Annotated in this window: 21 protein-coding genes; 8 read left to right on the top strand and 13 right to left on the bottom strand. The window is 71.5% G+C overall.

The genetic code is table 11. The features are described from left to right. Positions 1-88 precede the first annotated feature (88 nt). Positions 89-580 carry a PIN domain-containing protein gene (locus tag FED44_RS24855; protein WP_117409973.1) on the bottom strand — a complete coding sequence of 164 codons (492 nt, stop codon included), beginning with the start codon at positions 578-580 and terminating at the stop codon, positions 89-91. A 147-nt stretch (positions 581-727) separates the two neighbouring features. Here FED44_RS24855 and FED44_RS24850 point away from each other — a divergent pair, with 147 nt between their 5' ends. Beyond that, complete coding sequence (locus FED44_RS24850) at positions 728-2767, top strand: N-6 DNA methylase (RefSeq protein ID WP_244302235.1); 2040 nt, start codon at positions 728-730, stop codon at positions 2765-2767. Between the two features lie 9 nt (positions 2768-2776). Here FED44_RS24850 and FED44_RS24845 read toward each other — a convergent pair whose 3' ends face one another. The 3 genes from FED44_RS24845 to FED44_RS24835 all read right to left on the bottom strand — a co-directional run bounded on the left by FED44_RS24845 (position 2777) and on the right by FED44_RS24835 (position 6043). Beyond that, entirely contained in the window at positions 2777-3121 is a 345-nt protein-coding gene (locus tag FED44_RS24845; protein WP_138462227.1) for a hypothetical protein, read from the bottom strand. Between the two features lie 220 nt (positions 3122-3341). Next, positions 3342-5573, bottom strand: coding sequence for a catalase/peroxidase HPI (katG, locus tag FED44_RS24840; RefSeq protein WP_117409975.1), 2232 nt, complete (start codon positions 5571-5573; stop codon positions 3342-3344). 32 nt (positions 5574-5605) lie between these two features. Continuing rightward, a complete protein-coding gene (locus FED44_RS24835) occupies positions 5606-6043 on the bottom strand; it encodes a Fur family transcriptional regulator (RefSeq protein WP_138462226.1) in 438 nt (145 codons plus the stop codon). Between the two features lie 392 nt (positions 6044-6435). Here FED44_RS24835 and FED44_RS36005 point away from each other — a divergent pair, with 392 nt between their 5' ends. Then, a complete protein-coding gene (locus FED44_RS36005; protein WP_167521583.1) occupies positions 6436-7572 on the top strand; it encodes a hypothetical protein in 1137 nt (378 codons plus the stop codon). Between the two features lie 52 nt (positions 7573-7624). Here FED44_RS36005 and FED44_RS24825 read toward each other — a convergent pair whose 3' ends face one another. Next, a complete protein-coding gene (locus FED44_RS24825) occupies positions 7625-8032 on the bottom strand; it encodes a winged helix-turn-helix transcriptional regulator (RefSeq protein ID WP_138462225.1) in 408 nt (135 codons plus the stop codon). 134 nt (positions 8033-8166) lie between these two features. Between FED44_RS24825 and FED44_RS24820 the strand changes: the two genes are divergently transcribed. The 3 genes from FED44_RS24820 to FED44_RS24810 all read left to right on the top strand — a co-directional run bounded on the left by FED44_RS24820 (position 8167) and on the right by FED44_RS24810 (position 10815). Further along, positions 8167-9099: an NADP-dependent oxidoreductase gene (locus FED44_RS24820; RefSeq protein WP_138462224.1), complete on the top strand. Its 933-nt coding sequence runs from the start codon at positions 8167-8169 to the stop codon at positions 9097-9099. Positions 9100-9163: 64 nt separating this feature from the next. Then, positions 9164-10105, top strand: a complete 942-nt coding sequence (locus FED44_RS24815) for a hypothetical protein (protein ID WP_138462223.1) — start codon at positions 9164-9166, stop codon at positions 10103-10105. A 167-nt stretch (positions 10106-10272) separates the two neighbouring features. Continuing rightward, positions 10273-10815, top strand: coding sequence for an MOSC domain-containing protein (locus tag FED44_RS24810; protein ID WP_117409982.1), 543 nt, complete (start codon positions 10273-10275; stop codon positions 10813-10815). A 91-nt stretch (positions 10816-10906) separates the two neighbouring features. Here the strand turns inward: FED44_RS24810 and FED44_RS24805 are convergent, their stop codons facing one another. From FED44_RS24805 to FED44_RS24775, 7 genes are all read right to left on the bottom strand, one after another. Continuing rightward, positions 10907-11752: an LLM class flavin-dependent oxidoreductase gene (locus FED44_RS24805; RefSeq protein WP_138462222.1), complete on the bottom strand. Its 846-nt coding sequence runs from the start codon at positions 11750-11752 to the stop codon at positions 10907-10909. Positions 11753-11987: 235 nt separating this feature from the next. Beyond that, positions 11988-12338: a hypothetical protein gene (locus tag FED44_RS24800; RefSeq protein ID WP_117409984.1), complete on the bottom strand. Its 351-nt coding sequence runs from the start codon at positions 12336-12338 to the stop codon at positions 11988-11990. Positions 12339-12362: 24 nt separating this feature from the next. Beyond that, positions 12363-13040: a uracil-DNA glycosylase gene (locus FED44_RS24795; RefSeq protein WP_117409985.1), complete on the bottom strand. Its 678-nt coding sequence runs from the start codon at positions 13038-13040 to the stop codon at positions 12363-12365. 188 nt (positions 13041-13228) lie between these two features. Beyond that, positions 13229-14128, bottom strand: coding sequence for a carbohydrate ABC transporter permease (locus tag FED44_RS24790; protein ID WP_117409986.1), 900 nt, complete (start codon positions 14126-14128; stop codon positions 13229-13231). After that, complete coding sequence (locus FED44_RS24785) at positions 14125-15375, bottom strand: ABC transporter permease (protein ID WP_138462221.1); 1251 nt, start codon at positions 15373-15375, stop codon at positions 14125-14127. Before FED44_RS24785 ends, FED44_RS24790 begins: the two co-directional genes overlap by 4 nt. Before the next feature lie 300 nt (positions 15376-15675). Then, positions 15676-17016 carry an ABC transporter substrate-binding protein gene (locus tag FED44_RS24780; protein WP_117410237.1) on the bottom strand — a complete coding sequence of 447 codons (1341 nt, stop codon included), beginning with the start codon at positions 17014-17016 and terminating at the stop codon, positions 15676-15678. A gap of 2 nt (positions 17017-17018) precedes the next feature. Then, positions 17019-18281, bottom strand: coding sequence for an ABC transporter substrate-binding protein (locus tag FED44_RS24775; protein WP_117410236.1), 1263 nt, complete (start codon positions 18279-18281; stop codon positions 17019-17021). A gap of 132 nt (positions 18282-18413) precedes the next feature. Between FED44_RS24775 and FED44_RS24770 the strand changes: the two genes are divergently transcribed. From FED44_RS24770 to FED44_RS24760, 3 genes are all read left to right on the top strand, one after another. Then, positions 18414-18929 (top strand): PadR family transcriptional regulator, encoded by a 516-nt coding sequence (locus FED44_RS24770; RefSeq protein ID WP_138462220.1) that lies wholly within the window; start codon positions 18414-18416, stop codon positions 18927-18929. An 84-nt stretch (positions 18930-19013) separates the two neighbouring features. Beyond that, a complete protein-coding gene (locus tag FED44_RS24765) occupies positions 19014-19760 on the top strand; it encodes an ABC transporter ATP-binding protein (RefSeq protein WP_117410234.1) in 747 nt (248 codons plus the stop codon). A gap of 52 nt (positions 19761-19812) precedes the next feature. Beyond that, positions 19813-22164 carry an FtsX-like permease family protein gene (locus FED44_RS24760; RefSeq protein WP_244302233.1) on the top strand — a complete coding sequence of 784 codons (2352 nt, stop codon included), beginning with the start codon at positions 19813-19815 and terminating at the stop codon, positions 22162-22164. Here FED44_RS24760 and treS read toward each other — a convergent pair. Continuing rightward, entirely contained in the window at positions 22091-23833 is a 1743-nt protein-coding gene (treS, locus tag FED44_RS24755; protein WP_117408989.1) for a maltose alpha-D-glucosyltransferase, read from the bottom strand. The two genes, FED44_RS24760 and treS, sit on opposite strands and share 74 nt — an antisense overlap. Positions 23834-24044: the final 211 nt, after the last annotated feature.

Below are 24044 nucleotides of genomic sequence, written 5' to 3'. Positions count from 1 at the left end.
CCCGACCGTGGAACTCCCTTTGCGTATCCGCCGCCGAAATGTCTCCCGGGCGGACCGGCCGATGAATTCCCTCGAAATCGAAACGCGGTCAGGCGGCCTGGGGAACGGGAAGCGAGAAGGTGACGGTGTCGGGGACCGCCGTGTAGAGCCGCCAGCTCAGGCGGTCGCGCTGGGAGGCGACGGTGACGTGCAGGCCGCGTCCCGCCAGCCACCCGGCCAGGTCGGCGAAGTAGCCGTCGCCCGACCCGATCACGACCCGCTCGAAGCGCAGGTCGACCCGGTCCGTACGGGCGGCCTCGTCGAGGGCCTGGTCGGCGCCGTCGGGACCCGAGCGGACCAGCAGTTGCACGCCGCCGAGCGCGAGCCCCATGGCGACCCCGACCGGCACCAGCGCGCTGTGGTTGACCGCCACGATGAACTGGTCGAGCGGCCCGATCGGCACCGCGTGCCGGTAGGCGCCCATCGTCTGCCGCACGTCGTACGTCGTGGGCCGGGGGGACCCGGCGAGGTTCTCGATGTCCAGGAGATGGATCGCGCGTCCGCGGCGCAGCGACCTGAGGCGCGTGATGGGAGAGGTCACGATCCCTGGTCCCTTCTGTGACGGGGCTTGCCGTCCATTGAAGCATGTGTTGACGCCATCAACCAGACTTTGGCGCGACGTTGCCTGTGTCTCGGGTGTGGGTTATCGTCCCCTCTGTTCGTAGAACGGGGGGGAAGGACGGTGGACGTGCGCCGAGACGTACACGTCACCGCGGCCGACATCGCCCGCATGGCCGGTGTGGGCCGTGCGGCGGTGAGCAACTGGCGACGCCGCCACGACGACTTCCCCCAGCCCGTGGGCGGCACGTCCACCAGCCCGGCGTTCTCGCTCGCCGAAGTCCGGGACTGGCTGCGCGGGCACGCGGAGGGCAGGGAACTGCCCCCGGACGAGTGGCTCTGGCAGGAACTGCGCACGACGGCCGACGACGACGAACTCGCCGACCTGATCGCCGACCTCGGGGCCTTCCTCGTCTACCTGCAGCACGAGGCGGACGACTGGGAGAGACTCTCGTCCGGAGACGACGAGACGGTCGCGCGTGAGATCCCGGACAGGGTCAGGGCCGCCTGCGCCAAGACCATCAGCGACCGGGCGTTCCCGGAGGCGCTCGCGCCGGCCCGGATGCCGCTGGTCAGGTCGATCGCCTCGCTGGCGGCGGAGCGCGGCGCGTCCGCCACCTTCGAGTTCCTGCGCGAGCGGTACTTCGAGGTGCACACCCGGCGCGTCTACTCCACCCCGGTCGAGATCGTCCTGCTCGCGCTCGACCTCGTGGGCGACCGCGTCGGCTCGGTGCTCGACCCGGCCTGTGGTTCCGGGCGCATCCTCGGCCGCGCGCTGGAGCGCTCGCCCGGGGCCCGCCTGCTCGGCCAGGACGTCGACCCGGCGTCGGCCCGGCTCACCGCCGTACGGCTCGCGCTGCGCAGCGACAACGTCCAGATCAGGGCGGGCGACTCCCTGCGCGCGGACGCCTTTCCCGGCGAACTGGTGGACGCCGTGGTGTGCAACCCGCCGTTCAACGACCGCAACTGGGGCTATGAGGAGCTGACCGCCGACCCCCGATGGGAGTACGGCCTGCCGCCGCGCGTGGAACCCGAACTCGCCTGGGTGCAGCACGCGCTCGCCCACCTCGCGCCCGAGGGCGTGGCGGTGCTGCTGATGCCGCCGGCCGTCGCCGCCCGCAGGTCCGGGCGGCGGATCAGGGCCCAGCTCCTGCGACGCGGCGCGCTGCGCGCGGTTATCGCGCTCCCGCAGGGCGTCGTGCCCAACGTCGCGGTCGGGCTGGCGCTGTGGATCCTCCGCCAGCCCGCGGAGGGGGGCACGCCGAGCCACGTCCTGATGGTCGACACCTCGGGCAGGCAGGACGACTACGCCAGGGTGGCCGTCGAGGCGTGGCGGGAGTTCGGCGAGGGGCACGAGCTGGACGAGCCGGAGGTGAGCCGGTCGGTCCCGCTCGTCGACCTGCTCGACGAGGACGTGGACCTCACCCCGGCCCGCTATCTGTCCACGGCGGCCGACGACGTGTCACCGGAACGCATCACCGGGGCGCGTGACCGGCTGGGCGGGCTGATCGACCGGGTCTCCGGCCTCATGCCGGGCGCCGGGGGGCGGCCGCCGGAGGACCTCGTGCTGGTCCCGCTGCCCGAGCTGGTGCGGCGGGGCATGCTCGCCCTGGGGCCCGCGGGTGTGCCGGAGGGACCGGAGCCGCCGTACGGGCTGCCCGTCCTCACCGCCGAGGACGTGATGGAGGGACGTGCGGCCACCGGGGCGCAGCGGGCCGTGGAGAAGGCGATCGTCACGCGGCCTGGTGACGTCGTGGTGCCGCAGGTCGTCGCCGCCCCGGTCGCCCGGGTCCTGACGACCGGCGACGCCCTGCTCGGCCCGTACCTCTCCCTGCTGCGGCCGGACCCGGAGGCGCTCGACCCCTACTTCCTCGCCGGGTTCGTGTGCGCGTCCATGAACGTGCGTCATTACAGCACCATGTCCTCCCGCTACCGGGTGGACGTGCGACGCGCGGAGGTGCCGTTGCTGCCGATGGCCGAGCAGCGCCGGTACGGCGAGGCGTTCCGGCGCCTGGCGGACTTCCGCGCGGCCCTGCGCGAGGCCGCGGCGCTCGGTGAGGACCTGGCCCGCCTGGTGGCCGACGGCCTCACCCACGGAGTCGTCCGGCCGGGCGAGCCCGCAGGGTTCACGCCCGAAGTTGCGGTGCGGTCCTCAGGGATTACCCGGTAAATCGAAAACTCACCAGCATCGAACGTAGTGGATATGGGTGAGGTGAATCCAGCCGCTGGTGTACCAGACGGGGCCCGGGTCGGTGTAGAAGTTGCCGCCGCGCCAGTCGCCGTCGAACTGCGTGATGTTCACGAATCCATTCGAGCGCGTGTAGTCCTTGACCCCGGTACCCGTCCCTGCGCCGTTGTAGATGGGCATGCCGGAATCGGTGATGTACTGCCAGGTCGAGCATGCGGCGCGAGCCGGTTGTGCGGGTCCTGCCTTCGCAGCTGCAGCCGCCGGGGGCACCGTGGACACCGTGAGGCAGGCGGCGAGAACACCCAACAGGTGTTTTGACTTCCACACAGGCGTCAACCTCTCCTTTTCTTGGAGTCATGTTCTACTGTCAATCTATAAATCACATGATCGCCGTCTGTCAACGCCTCGGCTCGCACGGTGATTCAGCCGGGCGGGATGCGTCCGGGGTTGCTCGGAGGGTGCGTCATCACGACTCTGGCCGGCACGGCTGCTCGGCTGGGTTCTGGGCGGAAAACGTTCAGGCCGGCCCGAGTGGGGCCGGCCTGAACGGTCGTGATCAGCGCAGGTCGAACCGGTCGAGGTTCATGACCTTGTCCCACGCCTTGACGAAGTCGGTCACGAACTTCTCCTTGGCGTCGTCGCTCGCGTAGACCTCCGCGACCGCGCGCAGCTCGGAGTTGGCGCCGAAGACGAGGTCGGCGCGGGTGCCGGTCCACTTGACCTCGCCCGTGGCGGCGTCGCGGCCCTCGAACGCGGTCTGGTCCTCGGACGTCGACTTCCACTCCGTGCCCAGGTCGAGCAGGTTGACGAAGAAGTCGTTGGTCAGCACGCCGGGGGTCTCGGTGAGGACGCCCAGCTTCGACTGCTGGTGGTTGGCGCCCAGGACGCGCAGGCCGCCGACGAGGACCGTCATCTCGGGGGCGCTGAGGTTCAGCAGGTTCGCCCGGTCGATCAGAAGGTACTCGGCGGGCAGCCGGTTGCCCTTCCCGTAGTAGTTGCGGAAGCCGTCCGCGCTCGGCTCGATCGCGGCGAACGACTCGACGTCCGTCTGCTCCTGCGACGCGTCCACGCGGCCCGGCGCGAAGGGCACCTCGACGTCGAAACCGGCGTCCTTGGCGGCCTTCTCGACGGCGGCGCATCCGGCCAGCACGATCAGGTCGGCCAGCGAGACCTGCTTGTCACCACTCTGGGCGTTGAACTCCTGCTGGACGCCCTCCAGGGCGCTCAGCACGGTCGCGAGCTGGTCGGGGTCGTTGACCTCCCACCCGCTCTGCGGCTGGAGGCGGATGCGGCCGCCGTTGGCGCCGCCGCGCTTGTCACTGCCGCGGAAGGACGCGGCCGCCGCCCAGGCGGTGGACACCAGCTGCGACACCGGCAGGCCGGTGGCGAGGATCCGCTCCTTGAGGGAGGCGATGTCCGCGGCCTCGACCAGCTCGTACGTCCGCTCGGGGAGCGGGTCCTGCCACAGCAGCACCTCGGACGGGACCTCCGGGCCGAGGTAACGCACGACCGGGCCCATGTCGCGGTGGGTCAGCTTGTACCACGCCCGGGCGAAGGCGTCCGCGAACTCGTCGGGGTTCTCCAGGAAGCGCCGCGAGATCTGCTCGTAGATCGGGTCGAACCGGAGCGCGAGGTCGGTCGTGAGCATCTTCGGCGCCTGGCGCTTCGACGGGTCGTGGGCGTCGGGGACGGTGCCCTCGCCGGCGCCGTCCTTCGGCTTCCACTGGTTGGCGCCGGCGGGGCTCTTGGTCAGCTCCCACTCGTAGCCGAACAGGACCTCGAAGAAGCTGTTGTCCCACGTGGTCGGGGTGGGCGTCCAGGTGACCTCGAGGCCGCTGGTGATCGTGTCGCCGCCCTTGCCGGTGCCGTACGTGTTCCTCCAGCCGAGACCCTGCTGCTCGATCGGGGCGGCCTCGGGGTCGGCCTCCACGTGGTCGGCCGGGCCGGCGCCGTGGGTCTTGCCGAAGGTGTGGCCTCCCGCGATCAGCGCGACCGTCTCCTCGTCGTTCATCGCCATCCGGCGGAACGTCTCACGGATGTCGCGGGCCGCGGCGAGCGGGTCGGGGTTGCCGTTCGGGCCCTCCGGGTTGACGTAGATGAGGCCCATCTGCACCGCGGCGAGGGGGTTCTCCAGCTCCCGGTCGCCGGTGTAGCGCTCGTCGCCGAGCCAGGTGGTCTCGGGACCCCAGTAGACGTCCTCCTCGGACTCCCACACGTCCGCACGGCCGCCCGCGTAGCCGAAGGTCTTGAAGCCCATCGACTCCAGCGCGACGTTGCCGGCGAGGATCATGAGGTCGGCCCACGAGATGTTCTTGCCGTACTTCTTCTTGACCGGCCACAGCAGGCGGCGGGCCTTGTCGAGGTTGGCGTTGTCCGGCCAGCTGTTGAGCGGGGCGAAACGCTGCTGACCCGCGCCGGCGCCGCCGCGGCCGTCGCTGATGCGGTAGGTGCCCGCGCTGTGCCAGGCCATCCGGATGATGAGCGGGCCGTAGTGGCCGAAGTCGGCCGGCCACCAGTCCTGCGAGGTGGTCAGCACCTCGGCGATGTCCCGCTTCACGGCCGGGAGGTCGAGGGAGTTGAACGCCGCGGCGTAGTCGAACTCCTCGCCGAGGGGGTTGGCCACGGCGGGGTTCTTGGCGAGGATCCTCAGGTTGAGCCGCTCCGGCCACCACTGGCGGTTGCCGCCGCCCTGGGTGGGGTGCAGGGCGCGCCCGTGCGCGACCGGGCAGCCGCCGCCCTCGCCCTCCGTCTTCGGGTCGACAACGATCGCGTCATGGTTCTCAGTCATGGAAATCCTTCTGAATCAGCGGATCATGGGGCTCAGGAGCTGCGGGCGCTGGAACAGCCGGGGCACAGGCCCCAGTAGATGACCTCGGCCTCGTCGATGGCGAAGCCGTGGTCGTCGGAAGAGGTCAGGCAGGGGGCCTCGCCGACCGCGCAGTCGACGTCCGCGACGACACCGCAGGACCGGCACACGAGGTGGTGATGGTTGTCCCCGACGCGCCCCTCGAATCTGGCCGGGCTGCCGGCCGGTTCGATGCGACGGATGAGGCCCGCCGAGGTGAGCGCGTGGAGGGCCTCGTAGACGGCCTGGAGAGAGATGTGGCCGACGCGGTCGCGGACCCCTGACGCGATCGTCTCGACGTCGAGATGGTCACCGTGCCGGACCGTCTCCAGCAGTGCGACGCGCGCGGCCGTCACCCGCAGGCCGGCACCGCGCAGCTCCTCGGCGGCGGTCGGAGTCCTGGGTGCGGTCATGACGCCAACCTATCTCCCTAAACATGAACAGTTCAAGTCATCGAATCGTCCAAGTTTGTGACATTAAGGGTAACGTTTGCGTCAAGGGGCGCGGCGTGAAGCCATACGTGCTGCTCAGGGATCTCTGTGCCGAGTAGCGGACGTCCCTGTGACGAGTCACGCCGCTGATCTATGGACCAATCCGGCCATACGGGCGGCCACGATCGGCTCGATGGATCGGTTATCCACAGAGCGGCGTTCGGGTGGGACGCGTGCCGCGGAAATGGCGCAGGCTGTGCACGCGGCGATCGGAGGAGCGGCCGGCGCGGTGTGCGGCCGTTCCTCCGGCACTTCCCGCGGCAGATCGCGGCCGTTCAGCGGTCCGCGTACGCAGCACCCTTCGAGGAGGAGCCATGCGTCTCACCTACCCCGTGCCCGCGCAGACCTCGTCGGTCTTCGTCGTGGTCACCGACCGTACGCCGGCCGACCTTTCGTCGGTCGTGCCCTGGCGGATGGGCCCGGCCCATCGGCGGAGCGCGAGGGAGGCGCTCGGAACCGCCCGGCTGGAGCTGGCGGAGTTCCGCTCGGCACGGTCTCCCTGGCGGCGGATGGACGTGGGCCGCGACGACCTGAAACGGGTACGGCGTGCTCGTCACCACGTGGTGGTGACGAGCACGGCCCCCGTCGGGGAACAACCCGAGGCCGCGCAGGTCGCCCGGGCGGCCGCGCGCGGAATCGCGGAGGCCTGCCACGGCACGCTGTACGACCCGCTCGTCGGCGGGGCGGTCTACCACTGCGCCGAGTGCCCGGGGGAGCGCGAGGACTTCGATCTCGGTGACGACTGGCTGGGCTGGAGGTTGTCGTGCGCGGAATCCGCGGCCGGATGCGCGCTCGACGCCGGTGGCGCTGCCGATCCCGGCGACGGCACGGATCAGGGCACAGGCGACGGCGTCTGTCCTGGTGCCGATGGTGACGCGGGCGCGGGCGGATGCGCCTGTCTCGTCGCCGTGTCGCGGGGACTGCGGCGCTTCGGGCTTCCGGAGATCGCGCTGACCGGGCTCGCCTGCGTGCACAGCCTCTGCGCGGTCACCGCGCTGCGGACCGCCGCCGAAGCGCTGCTGGAGGGCCACCTCACCTGGCTCTCGACGAGTCCTGCGGCGCCCTTCCGGAGCATCGATCAACGCCTGCGCGTGGCCGGGGCCGAATACGCGGTCGTTTCGGCCGGGTGGGACGAGGCAGGTCCACGTGTGGCGAGGGAGGAGTACGCGGTCGTCTCGGCCGGGTGGGAGGAGGCAGATGAGCGGTTGCCCGGTCGCGCACGGGCGGGCTCTGCACCGCACCCAGGGCGGCGGCAACCGCCAGTGGTGGCCGGGGCCGAGTCCGACGCCTCGCTCGGCGGGCCGGGCCACGGCGACCTTCTGCGTGTGCGGCTCACCCCGGAGGCCGCGGCCTGTTCCTGCCTCAGGCCCGGCCGGTCGGGCGGTCAGGACAGCGGTCGGGACAAGGGGAACCGCCATCCGCACCACACGCCCGGTCTGCTGGTGGCCTGACAGGTGGAGCGCGCCGGGCCGGCCGGGGTATGCGACCACCGTGTGGGCGCGGTCAGCCGGGCCGGACCGGTTGCGGTTCCTCCGCGGCCCGGCTGTCGAAGGCCGCCCGCGCGGCCTCGATCTCGCCGACGTGCGTCTCCGACCACACCCGGATGCCCTCCATCAGCACGACCAGGCTGTGCCCGAGATCGCTCAGTTCGTACTCCACCCGGGGAGGAATCGTGGGATACATGGTCCGGATGACCATCCCGTCGCGCTCCATGGCGCGCAGCGTCTGGGTGAGGCTCTTCTGGGTGATCCCGTCGAGCCTGCGCCGCAGCGCCCCGAATCTGACTGGGCCGTCGCGCAGGGCGTCCACGAGCAGGCAGGTCCACTTGTTCGCGATGCTGTCCAGGACCTTCCGGGAGGCGCAGTCGCGCAGGTACGCGTCTGCCGCGCCCCGGGGAAGCAGTCGTGACATGGTTTCCACGAGGTACCTATATACCGGAAAGGTGCCTTCTTTCCATGGGATACTGGTTCGTCCACGCTTGATCGCGATGAGGGCGGCGGCCACGCCGGTCGGCCCCCGACTGATGCGGCAGTGAGGAGAAGAGGATGAGAGCAGTCACGCAGTCGGCCTTCGGGGAGCCGTCCGTCCTGCGGGTGACCGAGGTGGACCGGCCCGAGCCGGGCCCGGGGCAGGTCCTGGTCAGAGTGGAGGCGGCGGCGTACAACCCCGTCGACGCCGCGGTCCGGGCGGGAGCCTTCCCCCTGCTCGGCGACCCGCCGTTCACCGTGGGCTGGGACGTGGCGGGAGTGGTCGAGGAGGCCGGGCCGGGTGTGTCCGCCTACGCTCCGGGAGACGAGGTGCTCGGGCTGCTCGGCTTCCCCGCGGCCGGCAACGCGTACGCGGAGTTCGTGCTCGCCTCGCCCAACGAGATCGTCCGCAGGCCGGCCGGGCTGACGGCCCCGGAGGCGGCGGGGCTGCCGCTGGCCGGTCTGACCGCGTGGCAGGCGCTGGTCGGCATCGCCCGGATCAAGGAGGGCGACCGGGTGCTCGTCCACCGCGCCGCCGGGGGAGTGGGTCACCTCGCGGTCCAGATCGCCAAGGCGCGCGGGGCGTACGTCCTCGGCACCGCCCGGGCGGACAAGCACGAGTTCCTGCGTGGTCTGGGCGCCGACGCCTTGATCGATTACACCGCGGAGGACTTCGTGACGGCAGCCCGGCCGGTGGACGTGGTCTTCGATCTGGTGGGCGGTGAGTACGGACAGCGCTCCGCGGCCACCCTGAAGCCCGGGGGTCTGCTGGTCTCGGCGCTGGGCGGAAACCCGGGCATCACCCCGCAGGAGGCGGCCGCGCTCGGCGTCCGGCTTCAGATCGTCTCCGTGCGTCCCTCGGCGCCCGATCTGGCGGAGCTGACCGCACTCGTCGAGGCGGGCCGGCTCACTGTCCACGTGGATCTGACCGTGCCCCTGGCCGAGGCGGCGAAGGCTCACGAGCAGGGACAGGCCGGCAGGACCACGGGAAAGATCGTGTTGGTTCCCTGACGCCTGGTGACCGGCGCGGTGTCGGGGTGGGAACATCAGGGCGGTTTTCGTACGTCTGTGAGATGTGATTCCTTTTGGTGCCATCGACGACGAGATCCGTGACGCGAGGGACCGCGCCCGCCGCCGGGACCAGCTCATGCGGCAGCGTGCGACTCTCCTGACCCAGATCGATGAGGTCAGTGGCGTCCTGGCCGACCTGGAACGGCAGCTCGCCAAGGAGGACCGGGACGTCGCCAAGCTGGAGCAGGGCGGCTTCGCCGGCTTCCTGGCCGGTCTGACCGGGAACAAGGAGGAGCGCCTCGCCCGGGAACGGGCCGAGGCGGTGGCGGCCCGCCAGCGGGTCGGCGGCCAGCGGTCCCGCCTGGAGTGGCTCAGCGGTGACCTGCGCACCACCGACCAGTCGCTCGGGGAGCTCGGCAACCCCCACCACGAGCTGGAGGTGCTGCTCGCGCGGAAGGAACGGATGCTGGTCGAGTCGGGCGACCCGCGCGGGCGGGAGCTCTCCGACGTCGCCGCGCGGCTCGCGAACGTGGCCGCCGACCTGCGCGAGCACGAGGAGGCGCGGCAGGCGGGGGTGGCCGCGGGCCAGGCGGTCGGCTACGTCCTGCGGCATCTCGGGGGCGCGCGAGGCGCCTCGACCTGGGACATGTTCAGCGGCGGCGGCTTCGCCGACATGGTCGAGCACGGGCACCTGCGTCAGGCCGACGAGGCGGCCTGGCACGCGCAGGGCGCGCTCGACCGGTTCTCGCGGGAGCTCGCCGACATCGGCGTCGCCGCCGCGCCCCAGTTGCCGAAGGTCGACACCCGCTGGTTCGCCGACGTCTTCTTCGACAACATCATCACCGACGCCATCAAGCACCAGCGGATCGCCCGTACGGGGGAGGCGGTGCGGGAGGTCGCCGAATGGGTGGGGGGAATGGTCAGCGAACTGTCCGCCCGATGCGGTCACCTGGCCCGGGAGCAGGAGTCACTCGCCCGCCGCCGCGAGGAGCTGCTGAGCTCCTGACGCCCGCGCTCCCGACCACTGCGCGCCCGGTCGTGGCGCGCCGTGCGGAGCCGGGACGACCGGCGCACACCGGTGAACGGGTGCGTGGCGGGGAGCGGCGGTCCGACCGGCTTCCCAGGCCCGCACACGGATGCGAGCATGCTCGGGTGAGCGAAGGAGGAACGGAGATGACCGGCAGCGTCACGGCGGTGAGCCGCAGCGCGACCCACACCTTCAGCAAGGCGCCTATGGACTCGGTCAGGCTGCTGGCCGGCCTGGGCGTCGAGGGGGACGCCCACTCCGGGACCACGGTCAAGCACCGGTCGAGGGTGGCCCGCGATCCGGACCAGCCGAACCTCCGCCAGGTGCATCTCGTCCACGCCGAACTGCACGACGAGTTGCGTGACGCGGGCTTCGCCGTACGGGCGGGGGACATGGGGGAGAACGTCACGACCAGGGGCGTGGACCTGCTCGGGCTGCCCACCGGGACGCGGCTGCACCTCGGCGAGTCGGCCGTCGTGGAGGTGACCGGCCTGCGCAACCCCTGCGGCCAGCTCAACGGCTTCCAGGACGGGCTGATGAAGGCCGTGCTGGACCGGGACGAGGAAGGCAACCTGGTGCGCAAGGCCGGGATCATGGCCGTCGTCGTGACGGGCGGCGAGGTCCGGCCGGGCGACCCGATCCGCGTCGAGCTGCCCGCCGGTCCCCACCACCCGCTCCAGCCGGTCTGACGCCTCCAGCTCGCCGGCCTAAGCGGGTGCGACACCCTGCGGCATCGCGGGGCCCCGCCATCACCGGCGCCGCCCGGCGGAGGCCGGCCGGTCAGAGGATGTCGGCGAAGCGGCCGACCTGGTCCGGGTCGCGCCCGTGGCAGTACAGCATGACCTCGTCGGCGCCGAGGTCCTCGAACCGCGCGATCGCCTCGCGGATCTCGGCCGGGGTGGTTCGCATTCCGGCGACCATGTGGTCGGCCGCCTCCGTGAACCGGTAGTAGACGGCCATGGCCCGGCGCGCCTCGTCGATCACGTCCTGGGGCCCGAGCGCGGCGTTGATCTGGGCGACCATGCGCGGGGCGCCGTCCCGCCCGTGCTCCTGCCACGCCGTACGGACGGTCTCGAACAGCGGGCCGGCCCAGGAGGGCGCGGCGGCGCAGAGGAAGCCGTCACCCCAGCGGCCGACCCGCCGGAGGGCGGCGGGCTTGAACCCGCCGAAAAGGATCTCCGGGCCGCCCGGACGGGCGGGCGCGGGGCCGATGGGACCGGCCCCCTCCCCGTACGGCTCACCGGCCCAGACGCGGCGCAGGACGGCCATCTGCGCGTCGAGACGGCGGCCCCGGGTGCGGATGTCGGTGCCCGCGGCGAAGTGGTCGTCCTCGCGGCCGCCGACGCCCAGCCCGAGGACCAGGCGCCCGCCGGTGAGGCGGTCGAGGGTCGCGGCCTGCTTGGCGAGCAGGGCGGTCTCGCGCAGCGGCGCGAGGAGCACCTCGGTCTGCACGCGCACGCGGGAGGTGGCGCCGGCGAGGACGGCGAGGGCGACCAGCGGCTCGGGATTGTCGAAGACCAGACGGTCCAGCAGCCCGAGGGTGGTGAAGGGACCGGCGTCGGCGCGCCGGGCCCAGTCGAGCAGGGATTCGGGATCGGTGACGGGCAGGCCGAGACCCACGTTCATGAGGTGCCTCCGAAAGGGCGTGCGGACAGAACGTGCCGCCCTCTCAGGGCCTTCGCGATACGCTCCCCGTTCTGCGGCGTACTTCTGGGGAGTGCCCGGTTCAGAGTGGCCCGACCTTACGACGTACGCGGTCCGCCGGGCAACCGCATTCCCCCTGACGCCCGTCGTCGTCCTTCACCGCGCCGTGGCCGCGCCGGGGGATGGGCGCGGCCCGCGCCGTGAGCCGTACGGCTGATCAGTGGCCGGGCTCGTCGTGGTCGTGGTCGTGATCGTGGTCGTCTTCGTCTTCCAGCATGCCGTCCGACGGCTCGACCCCGAGCATCGCCTCCCGCGGTTCGACCTCGGTGACGTGCTCGACCAGGCCGAGCACGTGATCGGGCTCGATCAGCCACTGCAGGGCCGCCGCGCCCGTCTCGTCGGAGTTGACCAGTTCGATCTGCTCCTGCCGCTCGGCGTCGTCCAGTTCGGCCTGGGGGTCGCGGATCTCGGCGAGCGCCGCCGCCTGCAGCGCGTCCACGTCGAGGACCTCGACCACCAGGTCGACGGTGAGCCGCAGATAGCGACCGGTGTCCGTTCCATCGCTCATGGTGGTGATCCTATCGGTGGGCCGTCACGGCAGCTTCCAGTCGACCGGTGTTCCGCCCTGCTGCTCCAGAAGGGCGTTGGCCCGGCTGAACGGACGGGAGCCGAAGAAGCCGCTACGGGCCGACAGCGGGCTCGGGTGGGCCGACTCGACGCACGGCACCTGACCGAGCAGGGGGCGCAGATTGCGGGCGTCACGGCCCCACAGGATCGCGACGAGCGGGCCGCCGCGCTCGACGAGGGCGGTGATCGCCCGCTCGGTCACCTCTTCCCAGCCCTTGCCGCGGTGCGAGGCGGGCTTGCCCGGCATCACGGTCAGCACCCTGTTGAGCAGGAGCACGCCCTGCTCGGTCCAGGGGGTGAGGTCGCCGTTCGACGGCAGGGGATGACCGAGGTCGGCCGTGTACTCCTTGTAGATGTTGACCAGGCTGCCCGGCAGCGGCCGCACGTCAGGGGCCACGGAGAAGCTCAGGCCGACGGGGTGGCCGGGGGTGGGGTAGGGGTCCTGGCCGACGATCAGCACCCGGACCTCGCTCAGCGGCTGCCGGAAGGCGCGGAGCACGTTGTCCCCCGCCGGGAGGTACTGCCTGCCTTCCGCGATCTCCTGCCGGAGGAAGTCGCCCATGGCGGCGATGCGCCCGGCCACGGGTTCGAGGGCCTCGGCCCATCCGGTTTCCACGAGTTCCTGCAACGGACGTCCTGACATGTCCGCGGACTCTATCGGCTTTTCCGGCCCCGTACGGCCCGGCGGCGGAAAGATCGGATGCCCGCCTACCCCCGTGAAGCGGGCATCCGACGTTCTTCTCGTACAGCCTGCCACAGATGGGACGTTTCCCCGGTATGCCGATCTGATGCGGGCGTTCCGGAGGCCCCGGAAGGGGCCTCCGGCCGGCCTTATTTGACCGAGCCCGCGAGCATGCCCTGCACGAAGTACCTCTGGAAGGCGAAGAACAGCACCAGCGGGACGAGGAGCGACAGGAACGCACCCGGCGCCAGGATGTCCACGTTTGTGCCGAACTGCCGCATCTGGGATTGCAGTGCCTTCGTCATCGGCTGGTTGTCGGTGTCGGCGAAGACCAAGGCGACGAGCAGGTCGTTCCACACCCACAGGAACTGGAAGATGCCGAGCGACGCGATCGCGGGCTTGGCCAGCGGGAACACCACGGTGACGAAGATCCGCCACTCCGGCGCGCCGTCCATCCGCGCCGCCTCCAGCAGTTCCCGCGGGATGCCCGCGAAGAAGTTGCGCAGCAGGAAGATGGCGAACGGCAGGCCGAACGCCACGTGGAACAGCACCACCCCGAGGATCGAGCCGAAGATCCCCAGGAGGCCGTACAACTTGGCGATGGGGATCAGCGCGATCTGCACGGGCACGACCAGCAGGGCGATGACCACGAGGAACACCGTGTCCCTGCCGGGGAACTCGATCCAGGCGAAGGCGTACGCCGCCATGGCGGCGATGCCGATCACCAGCAGGGTCGCGGGCACCGTGATCAGCACGGTGTTCCAGAACGACGAGCCGAAGCCCGACGCGAGCAGGTTGGAGTAGTTCTCGACGGTGAGCTGGGCCGGCTTGGTGAACAGCGTCCACCAGCCCGACGAGTTGTTGTCGGTCTCGCCGCGCAGCGACACGACGAGCAGGCCCAGGGTCGGGAGCAGCCAGAACAGCGCGACCAGGATCAGGAAGACCTGGACCAGGCCGCCGCCCAGGCGGTCGGCGACGCGTGACACCACCCCGCGCCGGATCGAGGAGGCGGGGTTCGGCTCGATGGCCGGCTCGGCCAGGGTCGTCATCGCTCGTCCCTCCTGAACCGGCGGATGTTGAAGATCATGAAGGGCACCACCAGCAGGAGCAGGAAGATCGACAGCGCGCTTCCCATGCCCTGGTTGCCGCCGCCGCCGAACGAGACCCGCCACATCTCCAGCGCGATCACGTTGGCCTGCGGCTGCACCGAGCCGGGCGCGATGATGAACACCAGGTCGAAGACCTTCAGGACGTTGATGATCATCGTGACGAAGACGACCAGCAGGACCGGCGCGAGCAGGGGGACGGTGATCCTGCGGAACACCTGCCACTCGGTGGCGCCGTCGATGCGGGCCGCCTCCAGGGCGTCGCGCGGGATCGCCGAAAGGCCCGCGGCGATGAGCACCATCGCGAAACCGGCCCACACCCAGATGTACGCGCCGATGATCGCGGGAGTGATCAGCGACGGGCCCAGCCAGGTGATGCCGTTGAAGGGCGCGGTGAAGTTCGACTGCGGCAGCCGTACGTCGTAGGACCCGGCGGGCAGTCCGGCGAAGCGGAACGTGCCGTCGGCGGCCGTCTCGGTCGTCGCCTTGACCACCCCGCCGGAGACCGCCTCGACCGTCACGCCGGCCAGGCCCTTCTCCTGCGGGTCGACCTGGTTGAGCGTGCCTCCGCCGCCGCGTACGACGTCGAGCCACACGGTGCCGCTCAGGCCGTCCCCGCCGGTGGCGGCCTTGGCGGGCGCGGCGTCCTTGACCACGTCCTGGGTCAGGCCGACGAGCGGGATCAGCACCGGGGTCCCCGGCCGCGCCGACTGCCGGGTCACCACCGCGCCGCCCCGCGCGACCGCGGGCGCCTGGTCGTTGTCCCGGGGCCGGGCGCCGGGATAGCCGGCGCTCGCGGAGAACGTGTCGTGGACGGTGGTGATGATGGCGTTGGCGACGCCCTTGTCCGGGTCCTGCTCGTAGACGAGGCGGAAGATGACGCCCGCGGCGAGCAGGGAGACGGCCATCGGCATGAACAGCACGAGCTTGAACGCCGTCGACCACCGGATGCGCTCGGTGAGCACCGCGAAGATCAGGCCGAGCGCGGTGACGATGACGGGGGCCACCACGACCCAGATGACGTTGTTCCTGATCGTGGTGAGCGTCCCGGAGTCGGTGAAGATCGAGATGTAGTTGCGCAGCCCGACGAAGGTGCCGCCGGTCGCGTCGTACAGGCTGCGCCAGATCGAGTAGATCAGCGGATAGATCATCCACGCGGCGAGCAGCAGCACCGCGGGCAGCAGGAACATCACCGCCAGCCGCGGCGACGGTCCCAGCCGCGCGGGCGGGGACGTCGCCGTGCCCGCCGTGGCGACGGCGCCGGGCGGGGCGGCGGTCGGGAAGCCCGCCGCCGCGGGGCCGGCGGGCGGCTCGTCCGGCGCGGCCTCGGCCGTCCCAGGCGCGCGGACGGCTCCGCCGGGGCCGGGTCGGCGGAGCCCTGGACGGGCTCCGCGGGGGTGTCGTGCGGTCCGGAGGAGGCCCCGGCGGCGGAGTCGTCGCCGCCGGAGGCCTGCGGGCCGTCCAACCGTTCGGTCACGGCCGTCCCCCCTCTACTTCTTGAAGGCCTTGGCGGCGTCGGCCTCGAGCTTCTCCTGCGCGCCCTTCACGTCGGAGGGGTTGCGGAGGAAGTCCTGCAGGTCCTTCCACTCGCCCTTGCCGTCGGTGCCGCCGAAGGCGCTGGGGGCGAGGTCGGACATGTCGTACCGCACCGCCTCACCGGCCGAGATGATCGTCTGGGCGAGCTGCTTGGTGAGGTCGTCGGGGTAGTTGTCGGGGGAGACGTTGCGGTTGGGGGAGAGGTAACCGGGCTGCTTGGCCCAGACCTCGCCGCCCTCCTTGCTGGCCAGGAACTCGAGCAGCGCCATCGCGCCCTTGGTGTCCTTCATCGCCACACCGACGTCGCCGCCGAGGACGACGGGTGCGGTGTCGCCCGCCTTGGGGAACGGCATGATCTTGGCGTCCTCGCCGACCTTCGCGCCCGACTGCCCGACGGAGGCGGCGACGAAGTCGGCCTCGATGACCATCGCGGCCTTCTTCTGGCCGTACACCTGGGTGACGCAGGTCGGGAAGTCGGTCTGCAGCGCGCCGGACGAGCCGCCGAGCATGAACTCCTTCTTGCCGAAGATCTGCGCCATCTTCTCCAGGGCCGTCTTGACCGAGGCGTCGGTCCACGGGATCTCGTGCTTGGCCAGCTTGTCGTAGTTCTCCGGGCCGGCGGAGGAGAGGTAGACGTTCTCGAACAGGTCGGTGAGCGTCCAGCCGGAGGCGGCGCACAGGGCGAACGGCGCGACGCCCGAGTCGCTCAGCGTCTGCGCGTTCTTGATGAGGTCGTCCCAGGTGGACGCGGGCTGCGCCCCGGCGTCGTCGAACGCGCCCTGGCGGTACCAGATGAGCGACTTGTGCGCCGCCTTGACGAGCACGCCGTAGACCTGCCCCTTGGCCGAGCCAAGATCCTTCCAGTACGGCGTGTAGTTCTGGTCGATCTGCGCCTGCACCTCGGGGCTCAGCGGCTTCAGCGCGTTCTCGTCGGCGTACTGCTGCACCAGGCCCGGCTGGGGCAGGATCGCGACGTCCGGAGGGTTGCCGCCCTCGATGCGGGGGCCGAGGTAGGCGCCGGTGTCCTCGCCGGTGGAGGCGTAGGTGACGGTGGCGCCCGTCTTCTCCTCGAACGCCTTCAGCACCTTCTCGAAGTTGGCCTGCTCGTCGCCGGTCCACTTCGCGGCGATCTCGATCTTCTCTCCCGCCAGGGGCTTGTCGCCTCCGGCGGCCGAGGGGGCGCCCGAGGCCGCCGGCGCGCTGCCGGAGCCGGTGTCGCCGCCGGAGTCGCTGCCGCACGCCGCGGCGGCGGCGAGAGCGAGGCACGCGACCATGATGGGGGGAAGTTTCCGCATATCTATCCTCCGGGCTGGATGACCTCGCCGAGCCCCTGTTTCAGGTCGGCGACGGTCTCGTCTACGGGTTTGGCGAGTGCGAGCGCGCCGGACACGGCGCTGGAGATGACCAGGCTGACCTGGTTGTAGCCGGCGGTGACCGGCCTGGGCCGCGCAGAGAGGATGGCCTCCTTGAGCACGGGCAGGTAGGGGAACCGCCTGATGAGCTCCGGGTCGTCGTACAGGTCCGCCCAGACCGGGGGGAACGACCCCTCGGTGAGGACGAGCCGTTCGTTGTCCCGGCCGGTGAAGTAGCGGATGAAGTCGAGGGCCGACTTCTGCCGCTTGGAGAACGCGCTGACGGCGAGGTTGTAGCCGCCGAGCGAGCTGGACCCGGGCCCGTTCAGGCCGGGCAGGCGGGTGACCGCGAACTTCCCGGCGAGCGGGGAGTGGGTGGCCGGTCCGTACGCGTGGGGCCAGTTGCGGGCGAACAGCAGCCGCCCCTCCTGGAAGGCGAGCCGCGACTCCTCCTCCTTGTACGTCAGCGCCTCGCGGGGGATCCACCCCTCCTTGACGCCGCCGACCAGGAAGCCGAGCGCGGCCCGCGCGCTGCCGAGGTCCATCGTGACCGTGCGGGCGTCCGGGCTGAGGATGGACCCGCCCGCCGACTGGACGGCCTCGGCGAAGTTGACGGTCAGCCCTTCGTACGGCAGGAACTGCCCGGCGTACCCCCCGATGTGATACTTCGCGCCCAGGCGCCTGGCCTGGTCGCGCAGCTCCGCCCAGGTCCTGGGCGGCTTGAGGTGCTCCTTCTTCAGGATGTCGGACCGGTAGTAGAGCAACCCGGCGTTGCTCGTGTACGGCGCCGCCCACAGCCGGTCGCGGTGGATCGCGGTGTCCGCGACCCCTCCGAGCAGTTTGTCGAGGGGGAACAGGCTGCGGTCGAGTGGCACGATCCACCCGGCGTCGGCGAACTCGGCGGTCCACATCACGTCGAGCGCGAGCACGTCGTACACGTCGTTGCGGGCCTGCAGGTTCGCCACCATCTGGGCGCGCTGCTCGTCGGACGCCTCGGGCAGTTCGAGCAGCGTGACCCGCTCGTCCGGGTGGCCCTGGTTCCACCGGTCCAGCAGCGGGCGGAGGTAGGCGGTGGTGTCGCGGCCGATCGCGAGTGTGATCGGCCCGGTGCCCCCGGTGCCGGTCGTGGGGCCGGCTCCGGTGTCCGTGAGCCCCGCGCATCCGGCCACCAGGAAGGCGGCCAGGACGGCGACGGCTCGGCGAACCATATGGCCTCCGCGTGAAAAACCGGTTACATACGTGTTAGGTAGGTGCATGCATGTTATGCATAGCGATAATGTGACCGTCAACGGATGGGCGGGTAACGCTCCGGTAACTGCTGACGGTCTGGGGGTGGGCGCGTGCGGCAGGCGCTGCTGGCGCTCCTGGCGAAGGAACCTGCCCATGGGTACGAGCTCAAACAGGCACTTGAGACGATTTTCGGCATCGCCTATCCCTCGCCCAACATCGGCCAGATCTACGTGACGCTGGGCCGGCTGGAGAAGGACGGGTACGTCCGCGCGGTCGACGTGGAGCAGGCCAACCGGCCGAACAAGAAGGTCTACTACATCACCGCGGCCGGGCGGGAGGCGCTGGAGACCTGGGTGGACGAGCCCACCGAGGGCCCTCGGGTCCGCGACGAGTTCTTCATGAAGCTCGTGCTCGCCCCGCTGACGGGACTGGCCGACCGCATGGCCCTGGTGAACCGGCAGCGCCGGCACTACCTTTCGCTCATGAGAGACCTGGGCGAGCTGGCCGAGCTGGCCGAGCGGACCGATCCGGCCAACCGCGCGGCCCTCCTGCTCATCGAGGGCGCGATGCTCCACCTGCAGGCCGACCTCGACTGGCTGGAGCGCTGCCAGGAGGAGCTGCAGTGATCCCGCGGCCGGGCGCGCCCGATCACGATCCGGTGCGGCGCGACGCGGGCGAGGCGGCGGCGCGACGCGGTTAGGGTGGGCGGTATGTCGGACACACCCGTCGTCCGGGTGGTCAACCTGGTCAAGATTTACCAGACCGGCGGGCTGCCCGTGCCGGCCGTACGCGGGGTCGACCTGACGGTGGAGGCGGGGGAGTTCGTCGCGGTCACCGGGCCGTCGGGATCGGGCAAGTCCACCCTGATCCACATGATCGGCGGCCTGGACACGCGGACCAGCGGCGAGATCTGGCTGGACGGCAGGCGGGCGGACACGCTGTCGGAGAGCGGCTGGGCGGTGCTGCGCCGGGAGCAGATCGGGTTCGTCTTCCAGTTCTTCAACCTCGTCGGCAACATGACCGTGGCCGACAACGTCGAGCTTCCCGCGCTGCTCGGCGGCGCCTCGCCCCGGCACGCCCGCGAGCGGCGCGAGTACCTCCTCGGTGAGCTGGGCCTGGCCGACCGGGCGGACGCCGCGCCCGCGCAGCTCAGCGGGGGCGAGCAGCAGCGGGTGGCGCTGGCCCGCGCGCTCGCCAACCAGCCCCGGCTGCTGCTCGCGGACGAGCCCACCGGCAACCTCGACAGCCGCAACACCCGCGACGTGCTGCGCCTGCTCGGGCGCGTGCACCGCCAGGGGCAGACGATCGTGCTGGTCACCCATGACGCCCGCGTCGCGAGCATGGCCGACCGCGTCGTCAGCCTGCTCGACGGCCAGATCGTCGACGACGGCGCCATCCCCCGCGTGCGCCGGCGGCCGCCCGGCGGGGCCGGGGACGTCGTCGAACTCCGGAGCTGAACCGGATGCGCTCCGGGCAGCCACGAGACGACCGCGAAGGGGTGACCTGACCGTGCCGAGGAGCGCGGAGCTGCGCTGGATCCGCGCGGACCTGCGGGCCCGCCGGGGCCAGGCGGCGCTCACGGTGCTCGCGGTCGCGGGCATCGTCACCGCCCTGATCGTCGCGGCCACGCTGCTGGAGGGCGGCACCAACCCCTGGCGGGGCCTGTTCGAGCGCGGCCACGGCGCGCACATCTGGATCCACAGCAAGGACGTCCCCGACGTGTCCGCCCTGCGCGGCCTGCCCGGCGTGACCGACGTGGCCGGGCCGTACCGCAGCGCGCCCGCGACGCTCGCCACCGGCGGGCGGCGGGTGCCGATCACCCTGCGGGAGACGCCGGCCGCCTTCACCTCCGTGGCGCGCCCGCTGCCGCGCGAGGGCCGCTGGCTCGACGCGCGCAGCCCGGACGGCGTGGTCGTCGAGCGGTCGTTCGCCCGCGCCCTCGGCCTGCGGCCCGGCAGCCCGTTCACCGTCACCGGCCTGAACGGCGCGACCCACCGGCTGACCGTCGCCGGGCTGGCCGAGAGCGGCGACCAGGGCTTCTACCCCGAGTGGACCCCCGGCCTGGCCTGGACGCTCGGCCAGACCCTCGACGTCGTGGAGCCCGCGCCCGGCCGTACGGAGGCCGTGACCGGGCTGCGGCTGGCCGATCCCGCCGACACCGACCTCGTCGTCCAGCGGGCCGTCTTCACACTGCGCAACCAGGTGCAGCGGGTGACGACCTGGCGCGAGGTGCGCGCCTCCATGGAGCTGGACGACCGGCTGCTCGGCCTGCTGCTCGCGCTGTTCGGCGCCGCCGGCCTGGTCGCCGCCGCGCTCGCGCTCGCCAACGCCGCCGGCGGCCGGGTGCTGACCCAGTTACGCGACATCGCCACGCTCAAGTCGCTCGGGTTCACCCGGGGCCAGGTCGTCCGGATGCTCCTCGCCGAGCACGGCACGCTGGGGCTGCTCGGCATCGCCCTCGGCGTGCTCGCCGCCCGGCTGGTCACGGCGTACGCGATGGGGGAGACGGTCGCGGTGCCGCTGTCGGCCGGGCCCCTCGCGGCGATCGTCGCGGGGACGGCGCTGGCGGTGCTGGTGGCGGTCCTGGTCCCGGCCTGGCGAGGCGGGCGCGTCCCGCCGCTCCCGGCCGCCCCCGCCGCGCCGCCGCGCGGGCGCCTGTCCCGGCTGGCCAGGGTCGCCCTGCTCGTACGGCTGCCGCCCGCGCTCGTCCTCGGCGCGAGGGACGCCTTCACCCGCAGGACGCCCGCCGCGCTCACGGCCTGCGGGGTGGCCCTGCCGATGATGCTGATCACCATCGGGCTCGGCTGCTGGGCGACGCTGGACGACTTCGGCCGCCACCCGGAGAGGGTGGGACAGGCCGCGGCGCTGAGCATCCGGCCGGGCGACATGACCGCGGAGGAGGCCCGGCAGCGGGTGATGGCCGACCCGGACGTGGTCGCGGCGTATCCGGGGGCCGAACTCGACGCGCTCGTGCCCTGGCAGACGAGGACCGTGCGGACCCGGGCCCTCGGCCTCTCCTCCGACCCGTACCCCTTCCCGGTCGTGGAGGGCCGCATGTTCGCCGACCGGGGCGAGGCGGTGGCCGGGCAGGGACTGCTCGACCTGCTCGGCGTGCGGGTCGGCGACCGGGTCCGGATGACGATCGGCGGCACGCCGCTGATCGTGCGGATCGTGGGCCGGGTGATCGAGCCCGAGCAGGACGGCGAGGTGCTGTCGTTCGGGCTGGACAGCCTGGCGGCGAAGGACGCGCTGCCGCCCGGGTTCTACGCCCTGGTGCTGCGGCCGGGCGCCGACGCGGCGCAGGTGCGCGCCCGCCTGCAGGAGCAGGGGCTGGAGGTCTCCCGGGCGGTGAACCCGGCCGAGCGGCTGGCGGTCGTCCGGGTGATCATCGTCGCGCTGGTCGTCGTGCTGGCCCTGATCGGGCTGGCCAACCTGCTCACGGCCAGCGCCCTCGGCCTGCGCGACCACCTTCTCGACCTGGCGGTGCTCAAGGCGATGGGCCTCACCCCCCGCCAGGTCACCGCCACCCTGGTCACCGCCGCCGGCCTGCCGGCCGCGGTGGGGGTCGTGGCCGGGGCCGCGGCGGGGGCGTTCTGGTCGCGGGCGCTGATCGACCTGGAGGGCCGGGGCAGCGGCGTCGGGGCGGGCATCGGCCGCGCGCCGACGCCCGGGATGCTCGCCGCCGCCCTCCTGATCGCGATCGGCGCCGCGTCGCTGGTGGCGCTGATCCCCGCCCGCCGGGCGGCGCGGGCCCAGGTGCCCGTCACCGCCTCGCTGAGCGTACGGCTCAGGCGTCCGGGGCGTGGTCGCCCGGGGCCCGGCGCAGCGACAGCCAGTAGAAGCCGTACCCCGGCAGCGTGAGCAGGTAGGGCAGGTCGCCGATCGTGGGGAAGGCGACCCCGCCGCGGCACTCGACCGGGGTGACCCCCGCGAAACGCCGCATGTCGAGCTCGACCGGCTGGGCGAAGCGCGACAGGTTGTTCACGCACAGGACCACGTCGTCGCCCTCCTCCCGCAGGAAGGCGAGCACGCTCGGGTTCGGCGACCACAGCTCGGTGTAGGCGCCGGTGCCGAAGATCGGGTGCTCGCGCCGGATCTGCAGCATCCGCCGGGTGAAGTGGAGGAGCGACGACTCGCTCTTGATCTGGGCCTCCACGTTGACCGCCTGGTAGCCGTACACCGGGTCCATGACCACGGGCAGGTACAGCCGTCCGGGGTCGGCCTCGGAGAACCCGGCGTTGCGGTCGGGGGTCCACTGCATCGGCGTGCGGACCGCGTCGCGGTCCTCCAGCCAGATGTTGTCGCCCATGCCGATCTCGTCGCCGTAGTACATGACCGGCGAGCCCGGCATGCTGAGCAGCAGCGCGGTGAACAGCTCGATCTGGTCCCTGTCGTTGTCCAGCAGGGGGGCCAGGCGCCGCCGGATTCCGAGGTACGCGCGCATGCGCGGGTCCTTGGCGTACTCGGCGTGCATGTAGTCGCGCTCCTCCTCCGTCACGGTTTCGAGCGTCAGCTCGTCGTGGTTGCGGAGGAAGATGCCCCACTGGGCGCTTTCCGGCAGCTTGGGGGTCCGCGACATGATCTCGGAGATCGGCTCGCGGCTCTGCCGGCGCACGGCCATGAAGATCCGCGGCATCAGCGGGAAGTGGAAGGCCATGTGGCACTCGTCGCCGCCCCGGGTGGGGTCGCCGAAGTACTCGACCACGTCCTCCGGCCAGCCGTTGGCCTCCGCCAGCAGCACCCGGTCGGGGTAGATCCGGTCCACCTCGGCGCGGATGCTCCTGAGGTAGGCGTGCGTCTCGGGCAGCCCGGCGCAGGAGGTGCCCTCACGCTCGAACAGGTACGGCACCGCGTCCAGCCGGAACCCGTCGACGCCGAGGTCGAGCCAGAAGCGGATGACCTCCATCATCGCCGCCTGGACGTCCGGGTTGTCGTAGTTCAGGTCAGGCTGGTGGTGGAAGAACCGGTGCCAGTAGTACTGCTTGCGCACGGGGTCGTACGTCCAGTTCGACTCCTCGGTGCCCACGAAGACGATGGGGACGCCGGAGTACTTCGTGGGGTCGTCCGACCACACGTAGAAGTCGCCGTACGGGCCGTCGGGGTCGGTGCGGGACGCCTGGAACCACGGGTGCTGGTCGCTGGTGTGGTTCATGACGAGGTCGGTGATGACCCGCAGGCCCCGCTCGTGGGCCGCCTCGATCAGCTTCACGAAGTCGCCGAGGTCGCCGAACTCCGGAAGGATCTTGAGGTAGTCGGCGATGTCGTACCCGCCGTCCCTGAGCGGGGACTGGTAGAGCGGCAGCAGCCAGAGGCAGTCGACGCCCAGCCAGGAGAGGTAGTCGAGCTTCTCGGTCAGCCCGCGCAGGTCGCCGGTGCCGTCGCCGTTGGAGTCCTTGAAGCCGCGTACGAGCACCTCGTAGAAGACCGCGCGCTTGTACCAGCGGGGGTCCTGCGAGGCGAAGTCGGTGATCTCCGGGAGATCGCCGGACGACCCGGGAACCGGGTCAGGGCAGGGCGCAGCAGCGTTCATTCGGTTCTCGCTTGAGGAAAGAAGGGGCGCGTGGTCAGGTCACACCCGAGCTTTGAAGCTCACGCCGTGTTGTTTGGCTCTATTTGGCCAAAAGTACCATCGGGATAGGCCTGACTGGAAAGCCTGACACCCCCCTAACATGCGGTTTTTACCTGCTTACAGGTGATCACGTACGGCGATCACAACCCGCGTATCCGAACTGTGCAGGGCC

The sequence above is a fragment of the Microbispora triticiradicis genome (assembly GCF_005864065.1).
GTDB lineage: Bacteria > Actinomycetota > Actinomycetes > Streptosporangiales > Streptosporangiaceae > Microbispora > Microbispora triticiradicis.
The sequence above is the reverse complement of the archived record's forward strand: the minus strand, read 5'-3'. Positions and strand labels throughout refer to the sequence as shown.